Below are 13,153 nucleotides of genomic sequence, written 5' to 3' on the forward strand. Positions count from 1 at the left end.
CCATGTCAGTCGTTTCTCCCATGCGCACTCCGGCCGAAACCGGCTTGATCGAACGGTTCAAGGCCGTTCGCGACAGCCTGCCGGGCACGCCCGAGACCGCGCGGCAGCGCGACGAGGCCTTCGCCCTGATCGAGGCGGGCGGCCTGCCGCATCGCCGCGTCGAGGAGTGGAAATATACCGATCTGCGCAGCGTCATGCGCGAGGCGCCGCCTCTCGCCGGCCGGCCAAGCCTTGCCGAGACGGATGCGGCGCTGGCCACAGGCACGGCCTTCACTGCCGTCGAGGCAACGCGCCTCACCTTCGTGAACGGCCATCTTGTCACGATGGACGCGATTCCGGACGGCATCGAGGTGACGGCGCTCGCACAGGCCCTCGTTGAAGGCGATCCGCGCCTCGCCCGCATGGGCGGGCTTGCGGTTGCCAAGGACAATGCGGCAGTTGCGCTCAATGCCGCCTTCATGGCTGATGGCGCGCTGATCGAGGTCGGCGAAGGCGTGAAACTCGAACGCCCCATCCTCCTGCGCTTCATCAACACCGGCTCGCAACCCTTTGCCACGTCGCCGCGCGTGCTGCTTCTGGCCGGCGAGGGCGCTTCGCTCACGCTCATCGAAAGCCATGAGGGACCGCTGGGCGTCGCCTATCACAGCAATGTGGTGGTCGAGATCGCGGGCGGATCCGGCGTCGATCTCACCCATCTGCGGCTTAATGCCGAGGGTGACGAGGCGATCGCCCTGTCGACGCTGATGGTGTCGCTCGGGGCCGATGCGCGCCTGGCAACCACAGGCACGGTCGTCGGCGGCCATGTGTCCCGCCATCAGCTGTTCCTCGCCTTCGAGGGCGAGAACAGCACGGCCTATCTCGGCGGGGCGACGATGCTCGCCGACAAGGACCATGCCGATACGACGCTCGTGGTCGATCACATCGTGCCGGGGTGCCAGAGCCGCGAGCTTTACAAGACCGTGGTGGACGGCGAGGCGACCGGGGTCTTCCAGGGCAAGATCATCGTACGGCCCGGTGCCCAGAAGACCGACGGACAGATGATGTCCGCGGCGCTCCTGCTGTCGGACGGCGCGTCGATGAACAACAAGCCGGAGCTCGAGATCTTCGCCGACGACGTCGTATGCGCCCATGGCGCGACCTGCGGCGAGCTGGACGACGAACTCCTGTTCTATTTGATGGCACGCGGTTTGCCACGGCCGCAGGCGGAGGCGCTTCTGGTGCAGGCCTTCCTGGGTGAGGCTTTGGAAGCCATCACCCTGGACGACGTGCGGGAAGAGCTGACGGAGCTCGTCGCCCAGTGGCTGGCGGGGCGCGCCAAGGAACACGCCACGTAACGTCGGCGCCATCCCCCTCCCTGTATCGGATCGGGACTGTGGCCTCAGATCGGCACAGGAATGTGCCGACCTCCTGTGTCGGCCGACTGAGTAAGGAAACGAGGCGAAGGTCATGAACATCGCCGTTGCCAATACGACTTACGACGTCGCGGCCATCCGCCGCGATTTCCCGATCCTGTCCAAGGAGGTTTACGGCAAGCCCCTGGTCTATCTGGACAGTGCGGCTTCGGCGCAGAAGCCGCGCGCGGTCATCGACGCCATGGTCGCCTCGATGGAGAGCGGCTATGCCAATGTGCATCGCGGTCTCCACTACCTCGCCAATACGGCGACGGAAGCCTTCGAGGACGCGCGCGAGGCGGTGCGCGGCTTCCTCAATGCCGAGAGCACCGAGGAAATCGTGTTCACGCGCTCGGCCACCGAGGCGATCAACCTCGTTGCGGCGAGCTATGGCCAGCTTGCGAATATTGGGGAAGGGGACGAGATCGTCCTGTCCATCGCGGAGCACCACTCCAATATCGTGCCCTGGCATTTCCATCGCGAGCGGCGCGGCGCGGTCATCAAATGGGCGCCCGTCGACGACGAGGGCAACTTCCTCATCGAGGAATTCGAAAAGCTTCTGTCGTCCCGCACCAAGATCGTCGCCATCAGCCAGATGTCGAACGTTCTCGGCACGATCGTGCCGATCAAGGAGATCGTGAAGCTCGCCCATGCACGCGGCATTCCCGTGCTCGTCGACGGCAGCCAGGGCGCGGTGCATCTGCCGGTGGACGTGCGCGATCTCGATGCCGATTTCTATGTCTTCACCGGCCACAAGGTCTATGGCCCGACCGGCATCGGCGTGCTCTACGGCAAGCGGCGTTGGCTGGAGCAACTGCCGCCCTTCAACGGCGGCGGGGAGATGATCGAGGAGGTGACGCTCGACCGCGTCACCTATAATTCGCCGCCGCATCGTTTCGAGGCGGGCACCCCGCCGATCGTCGAGGCGATCGGGCTGGCGGCCGCCATTCGGTATATGGAATCGATCGGCCGCGACGCCATTCTCAACCATGAGAATCGGTTGCGCGACTATGCGCACGAGCGGCTCGCCGCGCTCAATTCGATCCGCATCATCGGCAAGGCGCAGGCCAAGGGCGCCATTATCTCTTTCGAGATGAAAGGCGCGCATGCCCATGACGTGGCGACGGTCATCGACCGGTCGGGGGTGGCCGTCAGGGCCGGCACCCATTGCGCGCAGCCGCTGCTGGCGCGTTTTGGAACCACCTCCACCTGCCGCGCGTCCTTCGCGATGTACAACACGATCGGCGAGATCGACACCTTCGTGGAGGCCCTGACCAAGGCCCAGCATCTGTTCTCCGATTGAATGAGGCCCTCCAAGGGCTTACATCGAGGACATATGCGCGCCATCTACGCTGCCTGAGAGGAGCGACCGTTGACCCAATCGCCAGCATCGTCGGTTGACGATTTCAAGCCGAACGCGCCCGAGATGGCGCGGCCGGAAACGCTGCCGCAAGAGGAGATCGACCGGCTTCTCGAGGATGTCATTGCCGCCCTGAAGACGGTTTACGATCCGGAGATCCCGGCCGATATCTACGAACTCGGCCTCATCTACCGCATCGAGATTTCCGACGAGCGCCATGTCAACCTGGATATGACCCTGACGGCTCCGGGTTGTCCGGTCGCCGGCGAGATGCCGGGCTGGGTGGAAAACGCGGTCTCCACCGTCCCTGGCGTGCAAGGCGCGACTGTCAACATGGTCTTCGATCCGCCGTGGGACCAAAGCCGCATGTCGGACGAGGCGCGCGTCGCCCTCGACATGTGGTGATGGAACCGGCGCCCCCGATCTACGGCGTTCTGGAGACGGCGCTCTATGTCGATGACATGGAGCGTGCCGCGAGCTTCTACAGCGAGCTTCTCGGCCTGAAGGAGATCACGCAGGACGCGCGCTTCCATGCCTATGAAGCCGGCCTCCGCAGCGTGCTCCTGCTCTTCAAGCGGGGCGCGACGCTGGACACGGTGCATCTGCCGGGCGGCACCATTCCACCGCATGATGGCCATGGGCCGCTGCATATCGCCTTCGCGGTCGCGGCCGACCAGCTCAGCGCTTGGGAGCGTCGTCTCGGGGATGCAGGCATCCCGGTCGAAGGCCGGACGGATTGGCCGCATGGCGGCCAAAGCATCTATGTGCGCGATCCCGACGGGCATCTCGTCGAATTCGCGACCCCCGGTCTCTGGCCGAATTACCGATGACGGTGAGGGCCCCTCGACCGCGGCGGTCATCGTAACTATCTTATGGCATGAGACCGCAGGGCCTTTAACCCTGGTGGAGGAGTTTAGACGATGGGTCTGCCCCGCCCGAAGCTCAAGGTGATGAGCCTGACCGATGCTGCCGCTGCGCGCGTCAAGGCGCTTATGGCCAAATCGAATCCGCCCGCCGCTGCCTTGCGCATCGGGGTGAAGAAGGGCGGCTGCGCCGGCATGGAATACACCCTGGACTATGCCGCGGAGATCAAGCCCGGCGAGGATGTGGTCGAGGAGAAGGGTGTCACGGTGGTGGTCGAGCCCGGGGCCGTTCTGTTCCTGCTCGGCACGACCATGGACTACAAGGTCGACAAATTGACCTCCGGCTTCGTCTTCAACAATCCGAACCAGACGTCGGCCTGCGGCTGCGGCGAATCGGTCGCGCTCACGCCGGCCCGACCCGACGCGCTCGCGATCCAGTGACCCTCGACGCCGAAGCGCTTGCCGATATCTTCGGCGACTTCGGGCCGGTGCACACGCGGCGCATGTTCAGCGGCACCGGCATCTATCGCGACGACGTCATGTTCGCGATCGAGGTCGGCGGCACAATTTATCTGAAAACCGATGCGATGAGCCGAGCCGCCTTCGAAGAGGTGGGTGCGCGGCCCTTCAGCTATGGGCGCCGCGACGGCCGTGTGGTGCTCACATCGCTCTGGAGCATGCCCGAACAGGCCCTCGATGATCCGACTGTTGCGGCAGGCTGGGCAGAACGCGCCTGGCAGGCGGCCTCGGCCAAGCGGGCGGCAGCGCGAACGGGCCGCCGCCGGAAGGGCAGGGCCGCTCCCCACCCGCCCGCTGATCCTGAAGGAAACTGAACCTCAGTCCTCGGAGCTCGCCTTTTTCGGCAAGCGAACCGGCCGGAGCAGGAAGGCCGGAACGTGATCCCCGAGCCCGACGACGCGGTCGTCATCCTCGTCGTCGCGACGGTGATGACGAGGACGGGCACGCTCGTGCTCGGCCGGCGCGGGTTGCGGCCGCTTGCGCGGTGCACGCTCCTGGCTGGCTTCCCCTTGACTCCGCTCCGCTGGGCTGCGCTCGCCTTGGCCGCGTGCCCCTCGGCGCTGGTCGGCCTCGGGTGCTTTCCGCTCTTCCGCGAGGGCTCCCTCCTGGGGGCGCTCCTCGCGCTGGGAGGTGCGGGCCTCCGGCTGAGGTGCAGAGGCACCGCGGCGGCCACCACGGCCTCCCTCGCCACGTCCGCTGGCACGGCTGCCGCCACCCGGGCTGCGGCGGTCGCCACGCCGTCCATGGCGCGGCGCCTCCTCGGCATTCGGGTCGAGCGGCTCGCCCTCCCATTCGATGGGCTGGCCGGTGAGGGCCTCGATGGCTGAGAGCGAGCGCTGATCGCCCGGCGTCACCAGCATGGCCGCATAACCGGAGCGGCCAGCGCGTCCGGTGCGGCCGATGCGGTGGACGTAGTCCTCCGGATGATGCGGCACATCGAAATTGAAGACATGGCTGACGTCGGGAATATCGAGACCACGCGCCGCCACATCGCTCGCCACCAGCAACTGCACCTCATTGTTGCGGAAGCTGTCGAGCGCCTGCGTGCGCGAGCGCTGATCCATGTCGCCGTGCAGTGCAACCACGCTGAAGCCGTGACGCTCCAGGGAGCGATGGACGATCGCCACGTCGCGCTTGCGGTTGCAGAAGATGATCGCATTCTTGAGGTCGGTCGCGCCGCGGATCAAGCGCCGCAGAACGTCGCGCTTGTCGTGCGCCTCCGATCCTGCCGCCACGAGCCGTTGTGTGATGGTGGTGGCAGCCGAAGCGGGGCGGGCGACCTCGATCCGTGCCGGATTGTGCAGGAAGGTGTCGACGAGCCGCTGGATTTCCGGCGGCATGGTCGCGGAGAAGAACAGCGTCTGCCGGGTGAAGGGCACCATGCGGCAGATGCGCTCGATATCCGGGATGAAGCCCATGTCGAGCATGCGGTCGGCCTCGTCGATGACGAGCACCTCGATGCCGGTGAGCAGCAGCTTGCCACGCTCGAAATGATCGAGCAGGCGGCCGGGTGTCGCGATCAGTACATCGACGCCGCGAGTGATCTTCGCATCCTGGTCGCCGAAGGAGACGCCCCCGATGATCAGAGCGACATTGAGCTTGTGATTGACACCATAGCGGATGAAGCTCTCTTCCACCTGGGCGGCGAGCTCACGCGTCGGCTCGAGGATGAGCGTGCGCGGCATGCGGGCCCGGGCTCGGCCGTTCTCGAGCAGCGTGAGCATCGGCAGCGTGAAGGCGGCCGTCTTACCCGTGCCGGTCTGCGCGATGCCCAGAACATCCCGCCGCTGCAACACGTGAGGGATCGCCTGCTCCTGGATGGGGGTAGGTGTCGTATAGCCGGAGGCAGCGACGGCTTGCAGTACCTTGTCGCTGAGACCAAGTTCGGAGAATGACATCGTGATCCGTATGTCGAAACGTCCGCTGGCGAGGAAATACGCAGCTCGGGACGCGGCTCATGTCATCGTACGCAACCGCGACGACATTCTGCGCGAACATAGGGAGATCGCGATCAAAGTCAACGCATGGACTTGACAAAGGCGGTCGCTATCGACCGCGGAGCCCGATACCCGGCCCTTCGGCCTCAGATGTCGAGCTCGGTCGCGAAGGCGGCGCGCTCCTGAATAAAGGCAAAGCGCGCTTCCGGTTTGTTGCCCATCAAGCGCTCGACGACGTCGGCCGTGGCCGGCCGCTCATCGGAGGCGACGGCGACGCGCAGAAGCGTGCGCTTGGCCGGGTTCATCGTCGTTTCCTTCAATTGCGCCGGCAGCATCTCGCCGAGGCCCTTGAAGCGGCCGATCTCGACCTTGCCCTTGCCCTTGAAGACCGTGTTCATCAGCTGCTGCCGGTGAGCGTCGTCGCGTGCATAAACCGTCTTGCCGCCTTGGGTCATGCGGTAGAGCGGGGGCACGGCGAGATAGAGATGCCCTTCGTCGATCAAGCGCGGCGTCTGGCGCCAAAAGAAGGTGATGAGGAGCGAAGCGATATGGGCGCCGTCGACGTCGGCGTCCGTCATGATGATGATCTTCTCGTAACGCAAATCGTCGGGGCGATAATGCGAGCCGGAGCCGCAGCCGAGCGCGAGCAGGAGATCGGCGAGCTGCTGATTCTGCGCAAGCTTGTCGCGACCGGCCGAGGCGACGTTGAGAATCTTGCCGCGCAGCGGCAGAATCGCCTGGTTCGCGCGGTTGCGCGCCTGCTTGGCGCTGCCGCCGGCCGAATCGCCCTCGACGATGAAGAGCTCGGAGCCGGCCGCTCCCGCATTGCTGCAATCGGCGAGCTTGCCGGGCAGGCGAAGTTTGCGCGTCGCCGACTTGCGTGCCACCTCCTTTTCGGCGCGGCGCCGGAGCCGCTCCTCGGCACGCTCGATCGTCCAGTCGAGGAGCTTGGTCGCCTGTTGGGGAGCCGCCGCCAGCCAATGGTCGAAGGCGTCACGAACGGCGGCTTCGACGATCCGGCCGGCTTCGGCGGTCGCGAGCTTGTCTTTGGTCTGGCCCTGGAACTCTGGCTCCCGGATGAAGACCGAGAGCATGGCGGCGCAGCTCACCATCACGTCGTCGGCGGTGATCTGCGCTGCGCGCTTGGCCTGGCCGACACGCTCGGCGTGGTCGCGCAGGCCGCGAACGAGCGCCGTGCGCAGGCCCGCTTCATGGGTGCCGCCTTCGCCCGTCGGAATGGTGTTGCAATAGGAGGAGGTGAAGCCGTCCTCGTGGGTAAGCCATGCAATCGCCCATTCGAGTGACCCGTGCCCACCGGGTTTGGTGATCTTGCCGGCGAAGATCTGGTCGGCGACGAGCGCCATGCCGTCGATCTCGCGTGCAAGATAATCCTTCAACCCGCCGGGGAACCGGAAGACCGCCTCAGGGGGGACGTTGGCGAGATCGGCGACGAGTGCCGGCGCACAGGTCCAGCGAATTTCGACGCCGCCGAACAGATAAGCCTTCGAGCGCGCCATCTTGAAAAGGCGGCGCGGGTCGAAACGCACTTGCGCACCGAAGATCTGCGGGTCGGGCTTGAAGCGCACCGTTGTGCCGCGCCGGTTGGCCACGGCACCCACGGTTTCCAACCCCGTCAGCGGCAAGCCGCGGGAATAGATCTGGCGGTAAAGCGTGCGCCCGAGCGCCACCTCGACCTCGAGACGCTCCGACAGGGCATTGACCACCGAGATGCCCACCCCGTGCAGGCCGCCCGAAGTCTCGTAGACCTTTGAATCGAACTTTCCGCCGGCGTGCAGCGTGGTCATGATGACCTCGAGCGCCGACTTTTCCGGGAATTTCGGATGGAGATCGACGGGGATGCCGCGGCCGTTATCCGTGACGCGCAGAACCCCGTCCGTGTCGAGCTCGACCTCGATGAAGGTCGCATGCCCGGCGACCGCTTCGTCCATCGCGTTGTCGATGACCTCGGCAAAGAGGTGGTGCAGCGCCTTCTCGTCGGTGCCGCCGATATACATGCCCGGCCGGCGGCGAACCGGCTCCAGGCCCTCGAGCACCTCGATCGACGCGGCCGTATAGCTGCCTTGGCCCGGCGTTGCCGCCGAAGCAGGCGCGGCCGCTGCGCGCTGTGCCGCGGCTGGACCCTTCACGGCCGTCTTGCGCTGGGCGTTGCCGTCACGACCGCCGAAAAGATCCACTGGTTCTGCCATCGTCTCCTCGATCCCCTGATTCGCCCCGCATGTGGTGCCCCATTATGGCACGCGTCAAGTTAGGTGTCCGTTATCCGCCGACAGGAACAGACAGGAAACGCACAGGCTTCGGCCCATATGTCAAGAGCGGCGCTGATTACACCGGCTGATGGCCTGACCTCGACCATGTGAGGCAGCGCACAGCAACTGCCCCCGTTTCGTCGCAACTTTGTGACGCGTGAACGGCAGGCAAGGGTTACACGCAAAAATGCGGCGAAATGCAATGTCCACGGCAGGTTCTGAGACGACGAATGCGGCGAAACAGGGCCATGTACGAAATCGTCGTAATAACATCACGTTAACTTTGCCCGCGCAGGATCCGCAATGATGACAGGAGGAAAGGCTATGCTTTCATCCGCAGCCAGCAGACCACATCACGCCTTCCAACAGCGCGCGCGGACCGAGAAGGCGGGCGTGCAATCACGCGCCTGGTCCGAGGACCTCGACGGCGAGATCGAAATGCCCGCAATGGCGCGGCATTCCATGGATGTCGAACTTTTCGCGCTTTGGGCTTGGCTCGCCGCCAGCGCAGGGGCGGCCGCCGCGCTCATCCTATTCTTCTGAGGCTCCCTCGGCGGGAGAGCCTTCCCGCTTGGAAGGCTTTCGCAATCTGAGCCTTTCCAGCAGGCCGCCCACGACCTTCTCAGCGCCGTGCCCCATGACGAGCAGCCCGAGCGCCATCACGACTCCGATGATGACCAGCGGCCAATTGCCCAGGCCGCAGACCATGCCGGCAGCGGCGGTCACCCAGACGGAGGCGGCGGTCGTCAATCCCTGAATGTCGCGATTTTCACGGTCGCGCAGAATGGCACCGGCGCCGATGAAGCCGATCCCCGTCAAAATGCCTTGGATAAGCCCCTGCACGACGCGGCTTAGCGCATCGGGGTGGTCTGCCAGGGACGCATATTCGAGGCTGGCAACGGTGACGAGCGCGGTCCCCAGGCCGACGAGGCCGAGCGTGCGCACCCCGGTCGGCTTGCCTTCCAGATCCCTGTTCAAACCGACGATCATGCCGGCGAGGGTTGCTGCCCCCAGCCGCAGGATCTGGTCGAGATGGTCGGCGAGCATTCTCTCGAGATAGTCCACGCGATTTTCCAGCCGTTCTTGTCGGACGATGCGTGACGTCATCGATCGACTACCCGTCCCGGAGCGTCAATAAAAAAGGCCGGAGGAAAGCTCCTCCGGCCCTGCATTGCCGAGCTCTGCGGTGGCCGAGGCCGCCGCAAGGCCGTTCAGACGCTGTAGTACATGTCGAACTCGACCGGATGCGGCGTGTGCTCGAAACGGATCACGTCCTGCATCTTGAGCTCGATATAGGCATCGATGAAGTCGTCGGTGAAGACGCCGCCCGCCTTCAAGAAGGCGCGGTCCTTGTCCACATGGCCAAGCGCTTCGCGCAAGCTCGCCGACACGGTCGGGATCTTCTTCAACTCGCGCGGCGGCAGGTCGTAGAGATCCTTGTCCATGGCCGCGCCCGGATCAATCTTGTTGATGATGCCGTCGAGCCCGGCCATCAGAAGCGCCGCAAAGCCGAGGTAGGGATTGGCGGTCGGATCGGGGAAGCGGACCTCCACGCGCTTGGCCTTGGGCGAAGCCGTCCACGGGATGCGGCAGGAAGCCGAGCGGTTGCGCGAGGAATAGGCGAGGAGGACCGGCGCCTCGAAGCCCGGCACCAGGCGCTTGTAGGAATTCGTCGACGGATTGGTGAAGGCGTTGATCGCCTTGGCGTGCTTGATGATGCCGCCGATGTACCAGAGGCATTCCTGGGAGAGGTCGGCATATTTGTTGCCGGCGAACAGCGGCTTGCCGCCCTTCCAGATCGACTGGTGCACATGCATGCCCGAGCCGTTGTCGCCATAGACGGGCTTCGGCATGAAGGTCGCAGACTTGCCGTAGCTCGCAGCAACATTGTGGATGCAGTACTTATAGACCTGCATCTGGTCGCCCATATGCGTCAGCGTGTCGAACTTCATGCCGAGTTCGTGCTGGGCCGAGGCCACCTCATGATGGTGCTTCTCGACCTTGACGCCCATGGCGGCCATGGCCGCGAGCATCTCGCCGCGCATGTCCTGTCCGCTGTCGAGCGGCGGCACCGGGAAATAGCCACCCTTGACCGGGATGCGGTGGCCGAGATTGCCGCCCTCATACTCGGTATCGCCGTTGGTGGGCAGTTCCGTCGCGTCGAGCTTGAAGCCCGTGTTGTAGGGCGTCGCCGAGAACCGCACGTCGTCGAAGACGAAGAATTCGGCCTCGGGACCGACATAGATCGTGTCGCCGATCTTCGTCGACTGCAGAAAAGCCTCGGCCTTACGGGCGATGCCACGCGGATCGCGGCCATAGGCCTCGCCGGTGGTGGGCTCCAGAATGTCGCAGACGATCGAGAGCGTGGGCGCCGAGAAGAACGGGTCGAGGGTGGCGGTGGCCGGATCCGGCATCAAGAGCATGTCCGACTCGTTGATCGCCTTCCAGCCGGCAATCGAGGAACCGTCGAACATGGTGCCTTCGGCGAAGATCTCTTCGTCGATCATCGACACGTCGAAGGTGACGTGCTGCCACTTGCCGCGCGGGTCGGTGAAGCGGAAATCGACGTATTTGATGTCCTGCTCTTTGATCGCCTTGAGCACGTCTTGGGCGCTCTTCATCATTCGGTTCCTCGTGTTGGACATAGTCGTTGGCCCCGCACTCGCGGCGCGCGCGGGTGGAAGTTAAATCGCGTCGAGCCCGGTTTCCCCCGTGCGGATGCGGATGGCCTCCTCCACGGTCGATACAAAAATCTTGCCATCTCCGATCCGGCCGGTTTGGGCCGCCTTGCGAATGGCATCGATCGCCGCCTCGACCATGTCGTCGGCGAGGACGATCTCGATTTTCACCTTGGGCAGGAAATCCACCACATATTCAGCACCCCGATAAAGCTCGGTATGGCCTTTCTGGCGCCCGAAGCCTTTGGCCTCGATGACCGTGATGCCCTGGAGGCCGAGCTCCTGCAGGGCCTCCTTCACCTCGTCGAGCTTGAAGGGCTTGATGATCGCATCAATTCTCTTCATCGGTCGCGCCTCCCTGTGCTGCCCGCTCCGGCGACGCGGAACGAGACATAGGACGGCTCTTATCACCAAAAGTGGAGCGCCGGCCACGGCGAAGTTGGTGACCTTCGGCTGCCCGTGCTCAAAACCTGCTCAGTCAAATGCACAAAATTGCGGCATTTGCTCACGACGTGAACAATGGGGCTCCGGGCGGCCCAAAATGGGGGTTCTGGCGCCTTCGTGTCGGGCGCGCCATGATGAGGAAAGGCGCAACATCCAGGCGATGCTCTATCCCGCAACGAAGAAGCCGAGAGCGCGCATGCACGAACTTCTCACGACCGCCGCCATGCGCCGGGCCGATGCCCAGGCCATCAGCGCCGGAATCCCCGGACAGGAACTGATGGAGCGTGCCGGTCGCGCCGTTGCCGATCACGCCGCGGCGCATCATCCGCCGGGCGGTCGCATCTTGGTCGCCTGTGGGCCGGGCAACAACGGCGGCGACGGCTTCGTCGCGGCGCGGGTTCTGGCGGAGGAGGGCTATCGGGTGGAGGTCTACCTGCTCGGCAGCCGGGAGGCGCTGACGGGCGATGCCGCCTGGGCGGCCGGGGCGTGGCAGGGGGACATGCGACCGCTGGCGGAGATTGCGCCCGACGCTTCCTGCCGCGTAATCGACGCCCTGTTCGGCGCCGGCCTGTCGCGGGATCTCGACGGCGAGGCCGCCGCGGCTGTCGCGCGGATCAACGCTTCCGGTGCCTTCGTCATCGCCGCCGACATGCCCTCGGGCATCGATGGCGATACCGGTGCGGTGCGCGGCATGGCGATCGAGGCTGTCGAGACCGTGACCTTCGTGCGTCGCAAGCCGGGGCATCTCCTGCTGCCCGGCCGCCTCCATTGCGGCCGGGTGACGGTCGCTCCTATCGGCATCGACGACGAGATTGTCGCCTCCCTGGCATCGCCCTATGCCGCCAATGCCCCGGATCTCTGGCTGCGCGCCTATCGGCGCCCGGCGTCGGGCGGCCATAAATACGGCCGGGGACATGCGGTCGTCGTGTCGGGCGGCATATCGACGACGGGCGCAGCGCGGCTTGCGGCGCGCGCGGCGCTACGAGCCGGGGCGGGCCTCGTGACGGTCGCGTCGCCGCCCAATGCGCTTGCCGTCAATGCGGCACATCTGACGGCCGTCATGGTGCGCTCGGTCGACAGTGCCGAGGGTCTGAGCAGCTTTCTCGCCGACGATCGTCTCAATGCCGTCGTCATCGGTCCCGGGGCGGGCAGGGGGGAAGCGACACGGGCGATGATCGGCGTTGCCGCCGATGCCGGCCGCGCGCTCGTGATCGACGCGGACGGCTTGACGAGCTTTGCCGGCGAGGGGGGCGAGCTCGCGCAGCTGACCGCGCTGATCGCCGCCAATCCCGCGCCGGTCGTGCTGACACCTCACGAGGGGGAGTTCGCGCGCCTGTTCAACGGCGTCGACGAAGTTCTTGAGCAGCCGTCAAAACTGCTCAAGGCCACGGCTGCTGCCCGGCAGACCGGAGCCGTCGTGGTCCTCAAAGGCGCGGACACGGTCATCGCCTCACCGGATGGCCGGGCGATCATCAACGAGAACGGCACACCCTGGCTTGCCACCGCCGGCACGGGCGATGTGCTCGCCGGCCTCATCGGTGGGCTGCTCGCCCAGGGCATGCCGGGCGGGGAGGCGGCGGCGGCCGGCGTGTGGCTGCATGGGGCGGCCGCCATGGCCTTCGGCCCGGGTCTGATCGCCGAGGACCTGCCGGAAAAGCTGCCGGAGATCTGGCGGCGCTTTCTCATGGATTGAG

At 65.4% G+C, this 13,153-nt stretch carries 13 protein-coding genes; 8 read left to right on the forward strand and 5 right to left on the reverse strand.

The window, feature by feature from the left end; genetic code table 11:
* The first annotated feature begins 2 nt into the window (after positions 1-2).
* From sufD to ACFQU1_RS24045, 6 genes are all read left to right on the forward strand, one after another.
* Positions 3-1,334, forward strand: a complete 1,332-nt coding sequence (gene sufD, locus ACFQU1_RS24020) for a Fe-S cluster assembly protein SufD (RefSeq protein WP_378137540.1) — start codon at positions 3-5, stop codon at positions 1,332-1,334.
* A gap of 112 nt (positions 1,335-1,446) precedes the next feature.
* The gene (locus tag ACFQU1_RS24025; protein ID WP_378137542.1) at positions 1,447-2,694 is read left to right on the forward strand and encodes a cysteine desulfurase; all 1,248 of its coding nucleotides are present in this window, start codon (positions 1,447-1,449) and stop codon (positions 2,692-2,694) included.
* A 123-nt stretch (positions 2,695-2,817) separates the two neighbouring features.
* Complete coding sequence (locus tag ACFQU1_RS24030) at positions 2,818-3,156, forward strand: SUF system Fe-S cluster assembly protein (RefSeq protein ID WP_378138345.1); 339 nt, start codon at positions 2,818-2,820, stop codon at positions 3,154-3,156.
* A complete protein-coding gene (locus tag ACFQU1_RS24035; RefSeq protein WP_378137544.1) occupies positions 3,156-3,581 on the forward strand; it encodes a VOC family protein in 426 nt (141 codons plus the stop codon). Before ACFQU1_RS24030 ends, ACFQU1_RS24035 begins: the two co-directional genes overlap by 1 nt.
* Positions 3,582-3,671: 90 nt before the next feature.
* Positions 3,672-4,055: a HesB/IscA family protein gene (locus ACFQU1_RS24040; protein WP_378137546.1), complete on the forward strand. Its 384-nt coding sequence runs from the start codon at positions 3,672-3,674 to the stop codon at positions 4,053-4,055.
* Entirely contained in the window at positions 4,052-4,447 is a 396-nt protein-coding gene (locus tag ACFQU1_RS24045) for a TfoX/Sxy family protein (protein WP_378137548.1), read from the forward strand. Before ACFQU1_RS24040 ends, ACFQU1_RS24045 begins: the two co-directional genes overlap by 4 nt.
* 3 nt (positions 4,448-4,450) lie before the next feature.
* Here ACFQU1_RS24045 and ACFQU1_RS24050 read toward each other — a convergent pair whose 3' ends face one another.
* Both ACFQU1_RS24050 and parE read right to left on the reverse strand, forming a co-directional pair.
* Positions 4,451-6,031, reverse strand: a complete 1,581-nt coding sequence (locus ACFQU1_RS24050) for a DEAD/DEAH box helicase (RefSeq protein ID WP_378137550.1) — start codon at positions 6,029-6,031, stop codon at positions 4,451-4,453.
* 185 nt (positions 6,032-6,216) lie between these two features.
* Positions 6,217-8,277: a DNA topoisomerase IV subunit B gene (gene parE, locus ACFQU1_RS24055; RefSeq protein ID WP_378137552.1), complete on the reverse strand. Its 2,061-nt coding sequence runs from the start codon at positions 8,275-8,277 to the stop codon at positions 6,217-6,219.
* Positions 8,278-8,661: 384 nt separating this feature from the next.
* Between parE and ACFQU1_RS24060 the strand changes: the two genes are divergently transcribed.
* On the forward strand, positions 8,662-8,880 hold the full coding sequence (locus tag ACFQU1_RS24060) for a hypothetical protein (protein WP_378137554.1): 219 nt from the start codon (positions 8,662-8,664) through the stop codon (positions 8,878-8,880).
* Here the strand turns inward: ACFQU1_RS24060 and ACFQU1_RS24065 are convergent.
* From ACFQU1_RS24065 to ACFQU1_RS24075, 3 genes are all read right to left on the reverse strand, one after another.
* Positions 8,869-9,402 carry an MgtC/SapB family protein gene (locus ACFQU1_RS24065; protein ID WP_378137556.1) on the reverse strand — a complete coding sequence of 178 codons (534 nt, stop codon included), beginning with the start codon at positions 9,400-9,402 and terminating at the stop codon, positions 8,869-8,871. The genes ACFQU1_RS24060 and ACFQU1_RS24065 overlap by 12 nt on opposite strands.
* A gap of 146 nt (positions 9,403-9,548) precedes the next feature.
* Positions 9,549-10,958, reverse strand: a complete 1,410-nt coding sequence (gene glnA / locus ACFQU1_RS24070; RefSeq protein WP_378137558.1) for a type I glutamate--ammonia ligase — start codon at positions 10,956-10,958, stop codon at positions 9,549-9,551.
* Positions 10,959-11,021: 63 nt separating this feature from the next.
* Complete coding sequence (locus ACFQU1_RS24075) at positions 11,022-11,360, reverse strand: P-II family nitrogen regulator (protein ID WP_378137560.1); 339 nt, start codon at positions 11,358-11,360, stop codon at positions 11,022-11,024.
* A gap of 295 nt (positions 11,361-11,655) precedes the next feature.
* Between ACFQU1_RS24075 and ACFQU1_RS24080 the strand changes: the two genes are divergently transcribed.
* Positions 11,656-13,152: an NAD(P)H-hydrate dehydratase gene (locus ACFQU1_RS24080; protein ID WP_378137562.1), complete on the forward strand. Its 1,497-nt coding sequence runs from the start codon at positions 11,656-11,658 to the stop codon at positions 13,150-13,152.
* Position 13,153 lies beyond the last annotated feature (1 nt).

It is taken from the genome of Chelatococcus sp. GCM10030263 (assembly GCF_042666455.1).
In the GTDB taxonomy this organism is placed as follows: Bacteria; Pseudomonadota; Alphaproteobacteria; order Rhizobiales; family Beijerinckiaceae; genus Chelatococcus.